The organism is Aeromicrobium changchenzhani, assembly GCF_057586615.1.
This window is the reverse complement of the sequence record NZ_CM172480.1, coordinates 924,919-943,239: the sequence shown is the minus strand read 5'-3', so window position 1 is coordinate 943,239 and position 18,321 is coordinate 924,919. Positions and strand designations below refer to the sequence as shown.

Annotated in this window: 16 protein-coding genes and 1 pseudogene; 6 read left to right on the top strand and 11 right to left on the bottom strand. The window is 62.2% G+C overall.

From position 1 onward, the window contains the following. Entirely contained in the window at positions 1-411 is a 411-nt protein-coding gene (locus AC2YB9_RS04805) for a hypothetical protein (protein WP_487267619.1), read from the bottom strand. Between the two features lie 245 nt (positions 412-656). Here AC2YB9_RS04805 and AC2YB9_RS04800 point away from each other — a divergent pair, with 245 nt between their 5' ends. Beyond that, on the top strand, positions 657-1,082 hold the full coding sequence (locus tag AC2YB9_RS04800) for a hypothetical protein (RefSeq protein WP_487267618.1): 426 nt from the start codon (positions 657-659) through the stop codon (positions 1,080-1,082). A gap of 81 nt (positions 1,083-1,163) precedes the next feature. On the opposite strand, the gene AC2YB9_RS04795 is transcribed toward AC2YB9_RS04800, so the two are convergent. After that, the gene (locus tag AC2YB9_RS04795; protein ID WP_487267617.1) at positions 1,164-2,444 is read right to left on the bottom strand and encodes a sensor histidine kinase; all 1,281 of its coding nucleotides are present in this window, start codon (positions 2,442-2,444) and stop codon (positions 1,164-1,166) included. Continuing rightward, positions 2,441-3,130, bottom strand: a complete 690-nt coding sequence (locus AC2YB9_RS04790; RefSeq protein WP_487267616.1) for a response regulator transcription factor — start codon at positions 3,128-3,130, stop codon at positions 2,441-2,443. The genes AC2YB9_RS04795 and AC2YB9_RS04790 overlap by 4 nt, the downstream gene beginning before the upstream one ends. 56 nt (positions 3,131-3,186) lie before the next feature. On the opposite strand from AC2YB9_RS04790, the gene AC2YB9_RS04785 reads away from it, so the two are divergent. Then, complete coding sequence (locus AC2YB9_RS04785) at positions 3,187-3,615, top strand: hypothetical protein (protein ID WP_487267615.1); 429 nt, start codon at positions 3,187-3,189, stop codon at positions 3,613-3,615. 376 nt (positions 3,616-3,991) lie between these two features. Here the strand turns inward: AC2YB9_RS04785 and AC2YB9_RS04780 are convergent, their stop codons facing one another. Then, positions 3,992-4,177 (bottom strand): transposase, encoded by a 186-nt coding sequence (locus tag AC2YB9_RS04780; protein ID WP_487268564.1) that lies wholly within the window; start codon positions 4,175-4,177, stop codon positions 3,992-3,994. 405 nt (positions 4,178-4,582) lie between these two features. Here AC2YB9_RS04780 and AC2YB9_RS04775 point away from each other — a divergent pair, with 405 nt between their 5' ends. Then, entirely contained in the window at positions 4,583-5,443 is an 861-nt protein-coding gene (locus tag AC2YB9_RS04775; RefSeq protein WP_487267614.1) for a 3-hydroxyacyl-CoA dehydrogenase, read from the top strand. A 215-nt stretch (positions 5,444-5,658) separates the two neighbouring features. Here the strand turns inward: AC2YB9_RS04775 and AC2YB9_RS04770 are convergent, their stop codons facing one another. The 4 genes and pseudogenes from AC2YB9_RS04770 to AC2YB9_RS04755 all read right to left on the bottom strand — a co-directional run bounded on the left by AC2YB9_RS04770 (position 5,659) and on the right by AC2YB9_RS04755 (position 9,754). Then, on the bottom strand, positions 5,659-6,657 hold the full coding sequence (locus AC2YB9_RS04770; protein ID WP_487267613.1) for a zinc-dependent alcohol dehydrogenase family protein: 999 nt from the start codon (positions 6,655-6,657) through the stop codon (positions 5,659-5,661). A gap of 89 nt (positions 6,658-6,746) precedes the next feature. Then, positions 6,747-7,163: pseudogene (locus AC2YB9_RS04765) on the bottom strand (aldehyde dehydrogenase family protein); the annotation flags it as partial. Between the two features lie 958 nt (positions 7,164-8,121). Continuing rightward, on the bottom strand, positions 8,122-9,210 hold the full coding sequence (ychF, locus tag AC2YB9_RS04760) for a redox-regulated ATPase YchF (RefSeq protein WP_487267612.1): 1,089 nt from the start codon (positions 9,208-9,210) through the stop codon (positions 8,122-8,124). Positions 9,211-9,229: 19 nt separating this feature from the next. Further along, complete coding sequence (locus AC2YB9_RS04755) at positions 9,230-9,754, bottom strand: GNAT family N-acetyltransferase (RefSeq protein WP_487267611.1); 525 nt, start codon at positions 9,752-9,754, stop codon at positions 9,230-9,232. Positions 9,755-9,800: 46 nt separating this feature from the next. Here AC2YB9_RS04755 and AC2YB9_RS04750 point away from each other — a divergent pair, with 46 nt between their 5' ends. Further along, positions 9,801-10,880 carry a DNA recombination protein RmuC gene (locus AC2YB9_RS04750; protein ID WP_487267610.1) on the top strand — a complete coding sequence of 360 codons (1,080 nt, stop codon included), beginning with the start codon at positions 9,801-9,803 and terminating at the stop codon, positions 10,878-10,880. 8 nt (positions 10,881-10,888) lie between these two features. Continuing rightward, positions 10,889-11,329 (top strand): DUF6542 domain-containing protein, encoded by a 441-nt coding sequence (locus AC2YB9_RS04745; RefSeq protein WP_487267609.1) that lies wholly within the window; start codon positions 10,889-10,891, stop codon positions 11,327-11,329. 12 nt (positions 11,330-11,341) lie between these two features. Here the strand turns inward: AC2YB9_RS04745 and AC2YB9_RS04740 are convergent, their stop codons facing one another. The 3 genes from AC2YB9_RS04740 to AC2YB9_RS04730 form a co-directional block, all read right to left on the bottom strand. Continuing rightward, positions 11,342-13,213: a Na+/H+ antiporter gene (locus AC2YB9_RS04740; protein WP_487267608.1), complete on the bottom strand. Its 1,872-nt coding sequence runs from the start codon at positions 13,211-13,213 to the stop codon at positions 11,342-11,344. A 68-nt stretch (positions 13,214-13,281) separates the two neighbouring features. Further along, on the bottom strand, positions 13,282-14,277 hold the full coding sequence (locus AC2YB9_RS04735; protein WP_487267607.1) for a 4-hydroxy-3-methylbut-2-enyl diphosphate reductase: 996 nt from the start codon (positions 14,275-14,277) through the stop codon (positions 13,282-13,284). A gap of 50 nt (positions 14,278-14,327) precedes the next feature. Next, a complete protein-coding gene (locus AC2YB9_RS04730) occupies positions 14,328-14,948 on the bottom strand; it encodes a TetR/AcrR family transcriptional regulator (RefSeq protein WP_487267606.1) in 621 nt (206 codons plus the stop codon). A 96-nt stretch (positions 14,949-15,044) separates the two neighbouring features. Here AC2YB9_RS04730 and AC2YB9_RS04725 point away from each other — a divergent pair, with 96 nt between their 5' ends. Then, a complete protein-coding gene (locus AC2YB9_RS04725) occupies positions 15,045-18,275 on the top strand; it encodes a carboxyl transferase domain-containing protein (protein WP_487267605.1) in 3,231 nt (1,076 codons plus the stop codon). The last annotated feature ends 46 nt before the right edge of the window (positions 18,276-18,321 follow it).

Sequence of the window (18,321 nt, the reverse complement as noted above, 5' to 3'; positions counted from 1 at the left end):
TCACGAGCCGGAGGACGGTGCGGGAGCAGGTGCGGCCGGCCTAGGCGTTGTGTGTGTCCGGGTAGCTCCGCTCGAGCTGCCACCGGAACCGCCGGAACTGGAACGGACGGCGCCACCAGAACCGGTGCTGGTCACCCCGCTGGTGCTGACGGCGTGCACCACTCGTGTGCGCACAATGGTGCGGTACGTGCGGTGCTTGGCCACCGTTTGGGTGGCCACGTGCTGATCTTTCGTCGCTTGGTCGTGGGCGGCGGTTCCTGCAACCGCACCGGTGACCGCGAGCGCGCCAAAGGCCGCGATGCCGGTGACACCGGCGGTCGCCGCCTTGTAGACGTCGCGCTTGACTGTGCTGCCGGGGCGAATAGTCAGGACGGTCTGCTGAGTTTTCCGCTTGCGGGGCCAGAGCCTCACGTCGTACCTCCAGATGTCTCGGGAATGCAATGCGCCTAGCCTGCCGGAATTGTGAACAAGGTGTCCTCATCGGAGTGTTAAGTCATCCTTAAGCCGCCGCAGCGCATTCGGGCTTCCCGACGGGCCTTAGGCCTGACGATTTGAGGTGAACTTAATGCTCCGACAAGGCGGATCTAGCATTCGCCGCCCGATGCTTGGTGGCACCGGGCAGACCCACTGACCGTTTAGGCATAAGGAGACCTCTCGTGCGAATCACAGCACTGCCCTTGACCCTCGCGGGCACTATGGCTGGCATCGCGGCCGCCGTCGTCTTGTATCAAAGCACCGCTGGCGCAGCGGTGAGCACGCCGGCATACGCAACCACGATCGCCGGCACAACACCGGCTGCCACCACAAATTGGTTGCCGTGCAAGCAAGGCTGGAAAGTCGAGGGAGCGGACTGTGTCCAGGTCAAGGAAAACGTCGTGGTCGTGCACGACCTTCCGGCGCAGGAGGCCCCACAGACACGGACCACCGGCGCCCGGACGGATAAAAGCCACTCATCTGATCGTGACCACGGCGATGACAACGACGACAACGAGGATGAAGACTTCGACGACCACGACGGGCAACATCACGGCAAGTCCGACCATGACGAGTCCGAGCACGAGGATGCGCACGATGATGACTGACACCGTACTGCGGCTAGAACCCTGGGATTCGGCGACATTACCGGGAAACTTCCCCTTCTCACAACACCACGGGAGCTGGCCTCAGCCCCCCGGACGCAGCGGCAGTCGGACGCTCGCGACGGTGCCGCCCTGTGGGGTGGCACCGAGTTCGAGCACGCCGCCGACCTGCTCGACAATACGCCGGATGCTCTCAAGCCCCAGCCCGGTGTGTCCCGGACGGACTGCGCCAGCAGCCACCTCGACCGAGCCCTGGCCGTCGTCGGACACCACCAGCCGGACAGTGCCAGAACCCTCCCGATGCAGGGACACGCGAAAACCGACGCCTTCGAGGGTGTGGGCGAAAACATTGTCGATGAACACATCGACCACGGCGCGCATGTCGACGACATCAAGAGGAACGGTAGTCGACTCATCAGTCAGGTCAACCACCAGTTCACGTCCCTGGTCCTCGGCCAACGGAGCCCAGTACGCGACCCGCTCTCGCACGACCGCGACCGGGTCGCAGTTTGAAGCCATGTCATGCCGCACCGGCCGCCGAGCCTCGTTGACGATCGCGTCGATGCTGCGCTGGAGAGTGCCGACGTGTTGACGCAACCGTTCCGCGAGGGCGTCGTCGTCGACCCCCTCGACGTCGATCCGCAGTGCAGTGACCGGCGTACGCAGCCGGTGGGACAGATCGCCCACCGCAGCACGTTCCGCGACCAGCAGTTCGGTGATGCGCTCGGCGAGACGGTTAAGCGCCTCAGCAAGCGCCTTGGTTTCGGCTGGCCCCTCAAGCAAGGCGCGGGCGCCGAGATCACCCTCACGCAGGCGGTCTGCGACCTCAGCGACGCGGGTGACCGGCGTGCCAATCCGGCGGCCGAGCTGGACTGCGGCCAGCGAAGCAAGGCCGAGCAGCAGTATCCCAAGCCCTATGATCGCTGCCCAAGCGCTGGCGACGCCGCGACGCAACTCAGCATCGCTCATCTCGGTCACCACCACGTCGGTGCCGTCTATGGTGACCACCGGTACCACGGTTCGGGCCCCGCCCTCGGTCTTTCGCGTGAATGCAGCGCCAGTCTTGGCTTTCATTACGTCCGCGTCATCAGCGCGGACCGACCCACTGCCAAGTGTTGTGCCGTTGGCGAGGACGACGGTAGTGGTGGCCGATGAACGCCGGTCGACCGAACCGACGACGTTGGAGAGCGTCGCATCGTCGTGCAGGCTGGAAACAAGAATGGCGATGCTACGTGCTTCTTGGTCCGCGTTGGCCATCGCCCGGTCCTCAGCCATGCTTTGCACCAGTAGGCATAGCGGGATCACGAAGGCAAACACGACCGCTGAGGTGGTCGCCGCGACCAGTAGCCCGATACGCCTGCTCATCGGCCCGATTGCGATTCTGCGCACCGGATGCCGACACCCCGCACAGTGTGCAGGTAGCGGGGTTCCGCTGCGGTCTCGCCCAACTTTCGACGCAGCCACGAGAGGTGGACGTCAATAGTGCTGTCGCCTCCGCCATAGGCCTGTTGCCAAACCTCGGCGAGCAGCGTGCGCTTCGAGACCACCTCGCCCTGGCGGCTGACCAATGCATAAAGCAGGTCGAACTCCTTGCGGGTAAGGTCAACATCCGCGCCAGCCAGGGTGACGCGACGAGTGCGCGGGTCGACCGCAAGCTGGCCGACCTTGATGATCGGGTCCTCGTCAGGTCCGATACCGCGGCGCAATACCGCGCGGATGCGCGCAGCGACGTGATCGAGTCCGAACGGCTTAACCACATAGTCGTCGGCGCCAGCGTCGAGCGCGGATACGATCGTCGGCTCGTCGTCACGAGCGGTGATCACGATCACCGGAACACTGGTGACACTACGCAGCATGGCGAGCACCTTGAGGCCGTCGATATCGGGGAGACCCAAGTCGAGCAACACGACATCTGGCTCGGTACGGACAACAAGGTCCAGAGCACTGAAGCCGTCCGGTGCGGTGGCTACCGCGTGTCCCTGCTCGACGAGCGCATGTTGCAGCGAGGTACGGATAGCCACATCGTCCTCCACGATCACCACACTGGCCACGGCCCGATGTTACTGCCTCCGGACCGCGCGCACAGACCACTTGAGAAGATGGCCCCATGACTAAGCGGATGTGGGTACTCGCGGCCGCCGCATGGGTCGGCGTCGTGATCGTGGGATCCACACTCACTTGGCTCGTGATCGACCGCGCGGGCCAACAAGTGACCAGTACCTCGGCCCCGTCGGAGCCGATGCAACCCCCGACAAACGACGCGACCGAATCCACGCCGAGCACCCCGAATATGCCGACACAGAGCGAGATTCACACCTGGTCAGGAGCGGCAGGCTCGGCGACAGTGTCATGTACCGGCCAGATCATCCGCTTCCAGAGCGCGTCGCCGAACGACGGCTGGCATATTGAGCACGGCGACGACTCCGACGATAAGACCAAAGTAAAGTTCGAGAAGGAGCAGACCAAGGTGAAAGTTCAGGCGACCTGCCTCAACGGGATCCCGCGGTTTGAGGTCGAGACCAGCGTCGACAACTGAGCCGTCCTTTGTCCCTGCGATCGCTGCGCCGATCTGGATGCCGGTTTCGCTGATCGCTGACCGTATTGTGACAACCTATCCTTTCGGCATCATGCAGCCAGCGATCCGCGAACTAACCAGCGCCCGTTGGAGTAACTCACACCGTGCCGAGTTCACAGTCCTGTGCAAGCCGCTTCAAATCGCCTACCGAACCCGGCCCAAGAAGGTCAAATAATCGCTGGCAACGCGCAACCATTGGAAGTACGAACGACTCATCACCAAATACCGCAGTGTCGGCCTCGAAAGCCTCACACCCGCGACGCTGGGTGCCCGATAACATCGACGGGGGACCTCGCCCAGAACTGCACTGCATAGCCAGTCGTGGCTGCACGTGCTTTCAGGCGCGCCTGTCCCCTCCACGTCTTCCGCGGCGGACCTCATCGAAGGCGGTGCCGGCGAGCTTCACCACTTGGAAGGCGTCAAGGACAGCGGTCGCCTCCGGGAGCTCGTCACGGCTCACGTTGGCGTACCCGCGGAACGGGTCCAGCGCGGCACATCGCCAGATCCGCTTGTGCCAGCGCACCAGCACCCGGTTGTCCGAAGCACGACGTGTCGTGGAGCCGAACGACACGGCGCCCGTGGCCCACTGTGAGGACCCCGTCCTCGACACCGAACATTTCAGCGGTTCGGGCGCACCACCACGCACCGGACCTACACGCAAAGTGAGTCATTCGAGGCCCTCAGGACAGGTTGCTTGGTCACCACCGATCCTTGGCGGCCTCGGGCCATTCCCGGGCTACGCCACAACGCATCGGGCAGAGACCTCAACCACGCTCGACTCCGAAGAGCCGGATACGTTGATCCTGTACCCGCCAGCACCGGCGGGCCTTAGCCGGGGGAAGCACGTTGCCCGCCTAAGTCTGAAGAGCCGCTAAAAGACGCACCCTGCGCAGTAACGCGTCTGGTTACGAAAGAGGAAAGTCAAGAAATGACGAACATAAGAAAAGTGACGGTCCTGGGCACCGGCGTCTTGGGCTCTCAGATTGCATTTCAGACCGCTTACAGCGGTTTCGATGTCACGGCATACGACATCAGCAACGAGGTCCTCGACAAAGCGAAGCCCCGCTTCGAAGGCCTCGTCGCGACCTATAAGTCCGAGGTTGACGGTGCGGCAGAGGGGAAGGCCGATGCGGCAATGTCGCGCCTGGCCCTGACCGCTGATCTCACCGATGCCGTGGCCGACGCAGATCTAGTGATCGAGGCGGTCCCAGAGGACATCAAGATCAAGCGGGATCTCTACGCCAAGCTCGCAGCCGCAGCACCAGAGAAGACTATCTTCGCGACAAATTCTTCCACGCTGCTGCCGAGCGACATTAAAGACTCCACTGGCCGCCCTGACCGGTTCCTTGCGCTCCATTTTGCGAACGAGGTGTGGAAGTTCAACACCGCCGAGGTGATGGGGACGAGCGACACCGACCCAGCGGTTTTCCAGACTGTGGCTGAATTCGCGTCGGAGATCGGGATGGTTCCAATCGAATTGAAGAAAGAGAAGGCAGGATATCTGCTGAACTCGCTTCTTGTACCCTTCCTGAACGCTGCCGGATTGCTGGTAGCAGACGGTTATGCAGACCCCGAAGCAGTGGACAAGACCTGGAAGATCGCGACCGGGGCGCCCTTAGGTCCGTTCCAGATCTACGACATCATCGGCCTGATGACGCCATACAACATTACCCGTGTCGGCGGGCCGGACGAACAGCGAATCGCCGCTTTCCTCAAAGAGAACTACATCGACAAGGGCAAACTCGGCGTCGCCACGGGTGAGGGTTTCTACCGGTACCCAAGCAAATAGACGAAGGGCGGGTGCAAGACTTTTCCGGCTCGTCAGACTCGACAAAAGCTCCCTGATGGCGTCGGATTTCGTCGCACCGCCGCAGGCCAAGACGGGCTCTTCTTGCTTCAGGTGGGGGTGGCTGATTCCGCCGCAGGTAATAAGAGCCCTGCTTCATCTGGTGAACTACCGGCGACGATTCGGTTCGTGGTGCACACCTCCCACAACTGAGCCGGTCACGACATAGCGATGACGAGCGACCCTGATGCTTTTCCTTCGCGCAAGTCATTGAGCGCCTCATCAACCTTGCTGAAGGGGTAGGTCGTCACCTCGGGAGACAGGCCAAGGTTGCGTGCGATCCGAAGAAATGCTGCACCGTCGGCCCGTGTGTTCGCGGTCACCGTTCTGAGGTCGCGTTCGTTGAAGAGTTCGTCGGTGTAGTTCATTGCCGGGATATCCGACATGTGGATTCCCGCCGAAACAACCGTGCCACCGGGCTTCGTCGCGGAAAGGGCCTGCGGGACCATGTCGCCCACTGGCGCAAAGATGATCGCGGAGTCCAATGGCTCCTCGGGAACGGCATCCTGCCCGCCAACGAAGGCGACGCCCAAACTGCGCGCGAGTTGTTGGTTCGCGGTTCCACGGGTGATCGCGAAGATTCTGGCGCCTTCAGCCTGTGCAATCTGGGCGGTCAGGTGAGCGCTGGAGCCGAACCCGTAAAGCCCCAGATTCCCGCCGGGTGGCAGGGCAGCGCGCTGAAGGGCGCGGTAACCGATGATCCCCGCACAGAGCAGTGGCGCTGTTGCGACAGGGTCCGTGCCAGCGGGCAGCGGGTACGCGAACGCGGCCGGGACCGTCAGATACTCCGCATAGCCACCGTCGGCATCCCAGCCCGTGTAGGTGGAGTCTGGGCAGAGGTTCTCTCTCCCGGAACGACACCACTCACAGGCACCGCAGGTGCGACGAAGCCACGCCGCGCCGACAAGGTCGCCGGGCGCCAGTGTTGTCACACCGGCCCCAATTTCCGTTACCTCCCCGACAACCTGATGGCCGGGGATGACCCCGTGGTGGTGGACCGGGAGTTCGCCGTCGACCACATGCAGGTCGGTGCGGCATACACCGCAGGCGAGCACCCGAACCAGAACCTCGTCTGATTCTGGCTGCGGAACCGGCACGCTGAGCAGCGTCATCGAGTGGTCGGCGAGGTTCGAAACCCACGCGTGCATTTCAGTCATTGTGGCTCCCTCTGGTCTGCTTCCCGCGAACGGGGATCGCTCCCCAAACTACTGTGGAGCGATCCGCGGGCATGCTGGCGTATCTGCACTCAGAATGCAGCGTTGATGTCGACGACGTCAATGACTTTCTTGTTGATGAACTCCTGGATGCCAAGGTTGGTCAGCTCGTGACCGTATCCGGAGTGCTTCACTCCTCCGAAGGGGATGTCGGCCTTCACCATTGTCGGGTGGTTCACGTAGACCATCCCTGTGTCGATCTGCCGTGCCACTTTCTCGCTGCGCACGGTGTCCTTGGTAAACACTGATCCGCCCAACTCGAATGGGGAGTCGTTGGCGACGGCGATAGCCTCGGCCTCGTCCTTAGCGCGGATGACAATTGAGACCGGGCCGAAGAACTCCTGGTAGTAGGTCGGGTTTGTGGGTTCCATTCCGGTCAGAATCGTGGGCTGGAAGAACACGCCCTGTGATGGGACTTTCTCCCCGAGCGTTTCGCCCGTGGCGCCTCGTGCTCCCGCCTGTCTGCGTTATGGGACAGGCAGCGGCAGCATGAGAATCGGAAGCACGAAGGGTGACCAAGCCCAAGCGAGCAGGATGACCAAAAGTGACAGTGGCCAGAAGATCGACAAGCGCAACTCACCCTCGACCTTGAGTCGATCGATCTCTGCGTAGAGGTCCGGGTGTCGCAGAAACCTCCAAACCCTGTCGGGCTCATACCGCCACCGAGAAACGACCGCATGACAGGGACTCGGCCGTTCTGAAGCTCGGCTTGGAACTCATTCTGGAACTAATAGTCGATCTGAGCGTAAGGATCTTCGCCCCGTGCCCAGGTGCAGAGCATTCTCCCCGGCAGCCAATCTCCCGTTTTCGCCAGAGGCGCCAGACGATCTGGTGCTGCAGGCGCTCCGGCGCGCGGTTCTCTTCCAGCCGTTCGATCATTCGCTGAAGCCAGAACCGGAATCGTACGCCGCGCTCTCCGAAGGGGACACCCTGACCACCAGAAGGCTCCCGACGAGGTACGCCAGCAACGCAGTAACGCCCAACCACACACTCGTCGGCAACTCGCTCAGACCGATCCCCTCGATGAACTCATCTGTTGACCGACTATTCAAAATCTTCGATCCCGGCAGCAACCACAGCGACGCAGCTCACAGCAGCCCTGTCACCAATGGCGTGCGAAACTCACGAACACCCGGGAGTAGGGCAGACAACATCCGAACAAGATATCGACAACCTCGGACCGCCACCGACACCGCGGTGGCGGACGTCGACTGGCTCTCCCCGGGCTCGAATAGCGAAATCTCGACCGCCAGGAGCAGGGTTCGCGAGCCGCTGGCCGATCGCGAATGCACCACCAGCTTGACCGCTCGATTAACGACCTTCGGGGCACCTTGTCCTAAAATTGTTGCGGACTAGTTGCGGACCGCTGGCCCTTCATAACGCTCTGAACTGTGCAAACGCGCCGATTCACACGTTGAAGCGGAACTCGACCACGTCGCCATCTTGCATGACGTAGTCCTTGCCCTCCATACGAACTTTGCCGACTGATTTAGCGGCATTCATCGTGCCAGCCTCGATCAGGTCATCGAAGGACACGATCTCGGCCTTGATGAAGCCGCGCTGGAAGTCGGTATGGATGACGCCAGCCGCCTCGGGCGCCGTGGCACCCTTGGGGATCGTCCAGGCGCGGGTCTCTTTCGGACCGGCGGTGAGGTAGGTCTGCAGACCGAGCGTGTCGAAGCCGACCCGGGCCAAGGCATCAAGGCCCGGCTCTTCAACACCCATGTCGGCGAGCATTTCGGCCCGCATCGCTTCGGCGTCTTCATCGTCACCGAGCTCAACCAACTCGGCTTCGGATTTCGCGTCAAGGAAGATAGCTTCGGCCGGAGCAACCAGGTCACGCATACGTGTCTTGAGCTCTTCGTCACCCAACTCATCGGTGTCACAGTTGAACACGAACAGCAACGGCTTGGCCGACAACAAATGCAAGTCTTTGAGATGCTCCATGTCGAGGCCAGCGTTGAACGCACCCTGACCCGCTTCAAGTACGGTCTGAGCTGCCTTGACTGCTTCGAGTACGGGTACCAGCGCCTTGTCCTTGCGCGACTCCTTGTCGAGTCGCGGCAGCGCGTTCTCGATCGTTTGGAGATCGGCCAAGATCAACTCCGTGGCGATCGTCTCGATGTCATCGGCTGGCGAAACCTTGCCGTCGACGTGCGTGACATCCTCATCGCGAAACACCCGGGTGACCTGGCAGATCGCATTGGATTCACGGATGTGCGAGAGGAACTTATTGCCCAGACCCTCGCCTTCGGAAGCACCGCGAACGATACCGGCGATGTCGACGAACTGCACCGTCGCTGGCAGCAATTTGGTCGAGCCAAACACCTCGGCGAGTTTGGCCAGCCGAGCATCGGGGACGCCAACAACACCCACATTGGGTTCAATCGTCGCGAACGGATAATTCGCCGCGAGGACGTCGTTCTTGGTCAGTGCGTTGAAGAGCGTCGACTTGCCCGCATTGGGGAGTCCGACGATTCCGATAGAAAGGGCCACAAGCGGCCATTCTACGGGGTCACGGTCGGTCGAGTCGAAACGCCCGGAGTTCGCAGTCGTACCAATCCGTTTTCAGTCCGAGGTCGGTCATGCCCAAGCGCTGACATACCGCCTGCGATGGCTCGTTGAGCGGGTCGGTCACGGCATAAAGTTCCTCAATTCCAGCCGCAAAAGCACGGTCCGCCATCGCCTGGGCGGCCTCAGTAGCAAAGCCAAAGCCCCAAGCGTCCGGATGGAAATGCCAACCGATTTCCATGTCCTGACGGTCAATCCCTGCGCTGTTCGGAATCGGCACCAACATCACCATCCCCAGCGGTGCAGCCGAAGCGAGTGCCTCGACAAGGAATATCCCCGCGCCCCGACGATCCCCGCTTCGTCCCGGATTGCGGGCAATTCGTGCGACGGCCTCATCGCGGTGGGCCATCGGTATGCCCTGACCGCTCCACCGCGCGACCTCCGGCCGGCAGAACATCTCGAACAAGAAGTCGGCATCGTCGGGCACGAACGCTCGCATCGTCAGCCGCTCGGTCACTATCGATTCCATCCCCACATCGTATGAAACTGTCGGTGCTCAGGTCCACGATGGAGCTATGGACGCCTTCCCTCTCCTGTTGACCGCACTTCTCGCCCTCGTCGCTGGCCTCGCGATCGGGCTGAATCTCGGCGCTCGCCGCTCCCCCGCGGCCTCCGCACGCGACCTCAGCCTCTCGACGACGGCAACAACAAACGCGGTCGCACCCGTGCGTGAGAGCCTGGACCGTTTCACCGAACGACTCCAACAACTCGAGGCAAGCCGGATCGAGTGGCATACCCAATTGCGCGAGCAGGTCGATGCCGTGCGCCAGACCAACGATTCGCTGCGCAAAGAAACCTCGTCACTGGCGACGGCGCTGCGTCGCCCGCAGGTCCGTGGCCGTTGGGGCGAAATGCACCTCAAGCGCACCGCCGAGCTGGCTGGCATGATTGATCGTTGTGATTTCGACCTGCAGGTGAGCGTGCGTGACGGCGAGGACGCACTGCTCCGACCCGACATGATCGTCCGATTGGCCGGCGACAAACAGGTCGTGGTCGACTCCAAAGTTCCACTCGACGCCTACCTTGATGCGGTCCAGGCCGATGATGACGAAGAACGCGCCGCCCATCTACGTCGCCATGTACGTCAACTACGCACCCACATCGACCAACTCGCGGCCAAAACCTATTGGCGCCAATTCGACCGTGCGCCCGAGTTCGTCGTCCTCTTCGTACCCGGCGAGGCATTCTTGTCGCAGGCGTTGGAGACCGAGCCGACGCTGCTGGAATATGCCGCGCAAAAGAAGGTGGTTTTAGCCAGCCCCACCACGTTGATCGCCCTGTTGCGGACCGTGGCCTACGCCTGGACCCAAGAGCGATTGGCTGACAACGCACGGGAAATCCAGTCAATCGCGCGTGAAATGTATGAGCGCATCGGCACGGTCGCTGGCCACGTCGACGGTCTCGGCAGGGCACTATCAGGTGCCGTATCGGGCTACAACGATGTTGTCGGATCACTTGAGACCCGACTGTTGGTCACCGCTCGTCGCTTCGCCGACCTGAACGTCGGCGATGAGGTGGTTGAATCGCCCAGAATCATTGACAAGACTCCCCGCCCACTTACCGCGCCAGAGCTCACCGATGAGTTAACGTCATGAATATGTCCATGACGTCGACACGCAGCCCGGTCGCGATGTCGCGCGTCGATCTCGGCACTCGCCAGGCCGTGACGCTTGCCAGTGTCGCGATGGCGCTCGTGGCCATCCTTGATGTCATTCCTGATGGCCGGCTCGGCAGCCTATTCTCGGTCGGCTTTATCTTGATTGCGGTGACCACACCACTCGCAGTCGAAGTCCGTTCGCTGTTTGCACCGGGGATCATGCCGCCGCTGTTGATGATTGGCGCAATTCTCGTGTTGGCGATCGTCCTGCCGGACTCGATTCAGGCCAACGGCCTCGCTGCCTCTGATGGTGTCATGCAACGGCTGATTGCCGGCATCATCAACAACGCCACGGCGCTTGTCGTTGGGCACCTGCTTGCGCTCGTCGTCATCGCCGTGCGCATCGTCACTGACCCTGATAAGGCCGCAGCGCACGCAACCAGCTAGGCACTCAACCAGCTAGCCGGTCAGTTGGTCTACGAAACACCAGCGCCAGGCCTCGCCTGGCTCAAAACTGCGCAGGACCGGATGGCTGGTCTCGTCGAAGTGCTTGGACGCGTGCTGCCCCGACGACGAATCACAGCAGCCGACATGTCCACAGGTCAGGCAGAGCCGCAGGTGAACCCATTCGGTCCCGTCGCGCAGACACTCCTCACACCCCTGCGGGGTGCGCGGCCGCGGCAGCTCGACCGGCTCTCGAAGGTGTTCGCAGTCGCCTTGCGCTCCAGGACGCAAATCGACTTCACGATCCGCCGTCGTCTCGTCCTCATTGAGGCGCCCGAGAATTGACTCCTCGATGTCGAGCGCATCGAGAACCCGTTTAAGCACCGTTTGATCAACCGTTCCTCGGTCACGGATCCGTAGGACTTCCGCACGCTCGATCGACAACATTGACGCTCGCGCACGCGAATACTGAGCACTCGGAGTCTCACGACCGCCAAGACGCTCCCACACCGCATTCGTGCGATTCTTCGAATGCTCCCGGAGCTGCTCGGCCAACGCATCGGATATTTCCTGATCGTCCAACCACGCCATACCGGCCGATGACGCGGCCTCATAGACCGTGGCCTCCTCAAGGTGATCCTCATGGCGGTCCGGGCCGTGGACGCCGAGCCAGCGGACCAGAAGTGGCAGCGTCAAGCCCTGCACGAGCAGCGTGCCAGCCGTAACGAATAGCGCTATCCCCACGAAAACTTCGCGATGTGGCGTGTTCGATGGGATCAGGAATACCGCAGCGAGGGTCACAACGCCGCGCATGCCGGCCCACGAAACGATGAAAGTGATCTGCCACGGCGGTGGCGGTTCGACATCCCCGGATCGATGAAGCAGGTGTGGCAGGTAGGTCGCCGGAAACACCCACGCGATGCGCAGCACGATGACGCCACCGAGTGCCGCTAGCAGGGCACTGATAATCACGGCGTTCGACAGATCACTTGCCTGCAGGTCGATCAGGATCGAGCGCACTTGCATACCGATCAGCAGGAAGACCGCGTTCTCCAGCAGAAAGGAGATCGTCGCCCAATTGGTGCGTTCGAACATGCGTGACGAGGCCGACTGAATGACCGGGGACTTGTGTCCAAGAATGAGACCTGCCACGACAACAGCGAGTACGCCCGACGCGTGCCCATCGATCCCGGGGAGTTGCAATTCTTCGGCGGGAATGTAGGCGACCCACGGGGTCAAGAGGGACACCGCGACATCGCTCAGGTCGTCCTTGATGTAGTAACGGATCCGGCCGACGACGGCGGCCACGAGCATACCGATCAAGCCGCCGCCGACCGCGGAGACCAAAAAGCTCCCGCCCACTTCCCAGACCGAGACCGATCCGGAGATCGCGAGGATCGCCGTCCGCAGCGTGACGATGGCAGTTGCGTCGTTGACCAGACTCTCGCCCTCAAGAATCGTGACGACACGTCTTGGCAGGCCGATTCGCCGAGCGATCGCACTGGCCGCAACCGCGTCAGGCGGCGCGACCACGGCACCGAGCGCAAGTGCAGCAGCGAATCGAATCGGCAGCAACCACCACATCAGCAACCCGACGCCGAATGCGGTCACAATGACCAGCCCGACACTCAGCAGCAGGATCGGGCGACGATTTTGCTGAAAGTCGATCAGCGAGGTCCGGAGCGCCGCGGCATACAACAACGGGGGCAACAGGCCCACCAGGACAAGTTCGGGTGTCAATTCATAGTTAGGCGCGAACGAGAGGTAGGACAGGATCGCGCCGATGGCGACGAGAACAAGCGGGGTGGACAGGTGCAGCCGCTCCGACAGCGCTCGCACAGCGACGACGATGGTCAGCATGAGCACAAGGGTCAGCGCAGTATCCACAGCATCATCCTGTCCCCTGGTGCGGCCCACCGAAGTGCCTTTGACGACGCTTTATCGTCGGTGCCGATTCAACCGAGTGCGGCGGCTGCCTTCATGTCACGGCGTAACTCCGGCGGTAGCGCGAAAATCAGGCTCTCCTCGGCAGTTTTGACTGCCTTGGCCGAGGGGTAGCCGCGCTCAACCAGATAGGCCAGCACTTCTTCGACCAAGTTGTCCGGCACCGAGGCGCCCGAGGTGACGCTGACGTTTACGACACCGTCGAGCCATGCTTCGTCGATCTCGGTGACATCATCAACGCGATAGGACGCCTTGGCCCCGGCCTCTAGGGCAACTTCGACCAGACGTACGGAGTTGGACGAGTTGGCCGAGCCGACGACAATCAGCAGATCGCAGTCACGCGAGATCTCCTTGACTGCCAACTGCCGGTTCTGGGTCGCGTAACAGATGTCATCACTCGGCGGGTCCTGCAGCTGCGGGAATTTCTCCCGGAGCCGGTCGACTGTCTCCATTGTTTCGTCGACACTGAGCGTCGTCTGCGAGAGCCACGACAGTTTCGTGCCCTCGGGAAAGCTCAGCGCGGCAACATCCTCAGGATGCTGAACCAAGGTGATGTGCTCGGGCGCTTCACCAGCTGTGCCCTCGACCTCTTCATGGCCTTCGTGGCCGATAAGCAAGATTTGGTAGTCCTCGCTGGCGAAGCGACGTGCCTCGTGGTGGACCTTGGTGACCAGAGGGCACGTTGCGTCGATTGTCTTCAGGTGGCGGGTTTCGGCTTCATCGTGGACCGCGGGTGACACACCGTGGGCCGAGAAGACGACAGTTGATCCCTCGGGCACCTCATCGAGTTCCTCGACGAAGATCGCACCACGTTCTTCGAGATTTGCCACGACGTGCTTGTTGTGGACGATTTGCTTGCGCACATAGACCGGCGTGCCATACAGGTCGAGCGCCTTCTCGACCGTGATGACAGCGCGGTCGACGCCAGCGCAGTAGCCGCGCGGGGCCGCAAGCAGGACGGTGCCGTCGGCGATTGCCGGCATGCCGAGAGAGACTTCAGTACCCATACCCCAATGATAGGCGATACGGGTCTGCGAAGCCCCCGACGTTGGAGGGATCACACCGGCGCCGGGAGGCCAATCACTTTGCAGAAGATGCCCAACATCTCGACAACCGCGATATCACGGGACACCACACCGTCGGCAACCCCCGGCGCAAACATCTCATTCATCCCGGCCCCCATCATCGCGACGGATTCAGCGCTCGAGGTCAAGTCGATGAGGCCGCAGTCGACGCAGCGCTCGAGGTAGCGCGCAGTGCGCAGCACGGTCTGCCGGCGAATACCGCCCCAGAGCTGCTTGATGCCGGGATCAGCGATGGCCTGATGATCAAGGACGGTCATGAGCGCGAAGTTTTTGACCGTGACATCGAGAGTCGACCCGATCGTGGCGCAAAGCACCGCAATGACGTCGTTCTCATCGGCCGGCGCGATCTCTTGCGCTTTCAGATAGTCGGCTCGCACCTGCTCGGCTAAGACCGCGAAAACCTGCGCTTTGGAGGCGAAATAGACGTAGAACGTCGCCCGACTCACGCCAGCAATCCGGGTGATGTCGCTGATCGTCGCGGTGCCGAAACCTTGCAGCTCGAACACTGAGCGAGCGGCATCGAGCAATTGCCGACGACGCTCAGAACTCTCGCGGTCGACGGCCTCGCGCACGGCCCATCCTTTGTTGCTCACGCTCGAAAGCATACTGATTGACACGAGTGCCAACGGCCGTAAGATATTGACACCAACGTCAATGAGAACCAACGTCAATGAGAACTGTGGGCCCGCGTGAAACTTCTGATTGCCAACCGAGGCGAGATCGCCGTACGTATCGAACGGGCCGCCGCGGCGCTCGGCTGGCAGAGCGTCGCCGTCCATGTTCACGAGGACGCCGCTGCGATGCACGTACGTCTGGCCGACGAAGCGGTCCTGCTCCCCGGCAGCGGAGTACAGGGCTATCTCGACATTGACGCGTTGATTGGTGCCGCGCTCCAGACTGGCTGCCAATTCATCCACCCCGGCTACGGCTTTCTAAGTGAAGATCCAGCCTTCGCCGCCGCCTGCGTGGCTGCCGGTCTTGGCTTCGTCGGCCCGTCACCGGCCGTCTTGGAATTGTTCGGGGATAAGCATCGGGCACACGAATGGGCGCGTGAGGTGGGCGTGCCGGTTCTCGACGCGACGCCGGCACCGACCGATCTGGCCACGGCCCGAGACTTCCTCGCCAACAACCCTGCCGGGGTAATGATCAAGGCAACCGCTGGCGGCGGCGGTCGCGGTATGCGCGAAGTCGTCGATCCACAGGACCTCGACAGCGCTTATGAACGTTGCCGCTCCGAAGCACGCCGATCATTCGGCCGCGACGATGTCTATGTTGAGGCGCTGCTCCCCCGCGCCAAGCACATCGAGGTGCAGATCATCGGCGACGGCAGCGGATCGGTGGTCCACATCGGTGAGCGCGAATGCAGCATCCAACGGCAACATCAAAAATTGATTGAGTGGGCGCCGAGCCCGATTCTGAACGACGAACAGCGCGCGACCTTATGCGCGGCAGCGGTCGGGCTGACTGAGTCGATCGGCCATTCCGGCCTAGCCACCGTCGAATTTCTCGTCGATGCCGACAGCCTGCAGCAGGACACACTTCGCTACGTCTTTATTGAGGTCAACCCGCGGCTTCAGGTCGAACACACGGTGACCGAGCAGGCATACGATATCGATCTCGTCACCACCCAACTTCGCATCGCGGCGGGCGAACGCCTCACGGATCTGGGACTCGAACAAAGTTCAATTGTCGCTCCGTCGGTGGTCGCGATTCAGTGTCGTGTCAACACTGAAACTCTTGGAGCCCATGGCCGCGCCATCCCGGCCACTGGAATAATTGGCCGCTTCGCAGCGCCGACCGGCGCAGATATTCGGGTCGACAGTCATGGCGAAGCAGGTTTGGTGGTCGACGGCAGCTTTGATTCCCTGTTGGCCAAGGTCATCGTCCGCGCACCGAGTTTCGAGTTGGCTACTGTCGCCGCCGACCAGGCGCTCGACGAGTTCGACATTGATGGAGTTGCCACGTCGCTCGACCTGCTGCGCGCAGTACTGACTCATCCCGACTTCATCACCGGCATGGCAACGACCGCTTTCCTGACTGAGCATCCGGACCTCGTCGATCAGGCGATCGCCACGACCACCGACACCCCCTCAGACGGCGTCCAGCAACTCACGGCACCGCTCGCCGGCGTCGTCGTCGCGGTCGAGGTCGAACCAGGCGATGCAGTCTCGCCACGCACGACGCTCGTCGTGCTTGAAGCCATGAAAATGGAGCACCCGGTGACCGCGAGCGCTCCCGGCATCGTGGTGTCAGTCGAGGTTGCACCCGGTGACAATGTCTTGGCCGGCCAGTTCCTGGTGCGGCTTCAATCCACCGGAGCGACCGCCGACGAACTCATCGAGGCGGATCTCGATCTCGATCACATACGTCCCGATCTGGCCGACACACGCCGGCGGCATGACGCGACGCTCGACGAATCCCGGCCGGAGGCGGTGGCCAAGCGGCATCGATCTGGGCATCGAACCGCGCGGGAGAATTTGGCCGATCTCTGCGATCCGGGATCATTCATCGAGTACGGCGCGCTTCCAGTCGCCGCTCAGCGTGGCCGGCGCAACCTCGATGACCTCTTGGCCAAAACGCCTGCCGACGGGCTTGTTACCGGCCTCGCCCGCATCAACGGGGCCAGCCACGACGAAAACACCGAATGTGTCGTGTTGGCGTATGACTACATGGTCCTCGCGGGCACCCAGGGCTATTTCAACCACAAGAAGACCGACCGGATGCTCCGCCTCGCCGCACAGAAGTCGACACCAGTCGTGTTCTTCGCCGAGGGCGGTGGCGGCCGGCCCGGCGATACCGATTTGGCGAACATTATGTCCTCGGCGCTCGACACCTCAACGTTCGGACTGATGGGTGCGCTCAGCGGCTCAGTCCCAACGGTCGGCATTCTGAATGGCCGCTGCTTCGCTGGCAACGCCGCGTTGCTCGGTTGCTGTGACGTCATCATCGCGACGGCCGATTCAACTCTGGGCATGGCCGGACCCGCCATGATCGAAGGCGGCGGATTGGGTACCTTCGCACCCGAGCAGATCGGCCCCATGTCGATGCAGGCCCCCAATGGCGTCATCGACATACTCGTCGACTCAGATGGTGCTGCGGTCGCCACGGCCAAGCGTTATCTCTCTTATTTCCAAGGCGCCCGGACCGAGTGGACGCAGGCCGACCAGCGCGCCTTACGACACATCATCCCGGCGAATCGGTTGCGGGTGTATGACGTCCGCAGCGTCATCACCGGCCTCGCCGATGTGGACTCCGTGCTCGAACTCCGTCGGGACTTCGGTATCGGCGCCATCACCGCATTGGTCCGTGTCGAAGGTCGCCCCATGGGTCTCGTGGCCAACAATCCCGCCCATCTCGGCGGCGCGATCGATGCGGATGCCGCCGATAAGATGGCGCGCTTCCTGCAGTTGTGCGATGCGCACGGTTTGCCGGTCATCTCGCTGTGTGACACCCCCGGATTCATGGTCGGGCCGGACGCGGAGCAAACCGCGACGGTGCGACATTTCAGCCGACTATTCATCATCGGCTCGCATCTGAGCGTCCCGGTGATCACCGTCGTCCTGCGCAAGGGCTACGGTCTCGGCGCGCAGGCCATGGCCGCAGGCGGCTTCCGTGAAACGACTGCGACGATCGCCTGGCCGACCGGCGAGATCGGCCCGATGGGGCTCGAAGGTGCCGTACGGCTGGGCTATTCCAAGGAACTCGAAGCCATCACCGATGCAGATGAGCGCGCGCGACGGTATGCCGAATTGGTCGCCGAACACTATGAACGCGGCAAGGCCGTCAACGGCGCGATGATGTTCGAACTCGATGACGTCATCGATCCGGCAGACACCCGCGCCTGGATCACGGCCGCCTTCGCCCACCACCGGACCGACCGGGATTCCAAGCCACGTCGTGGCTACATCGACGCCTGGTAACCGTCACCGGATCGGCGTGCGCACCACGACTGTCAGTGGTTCACGG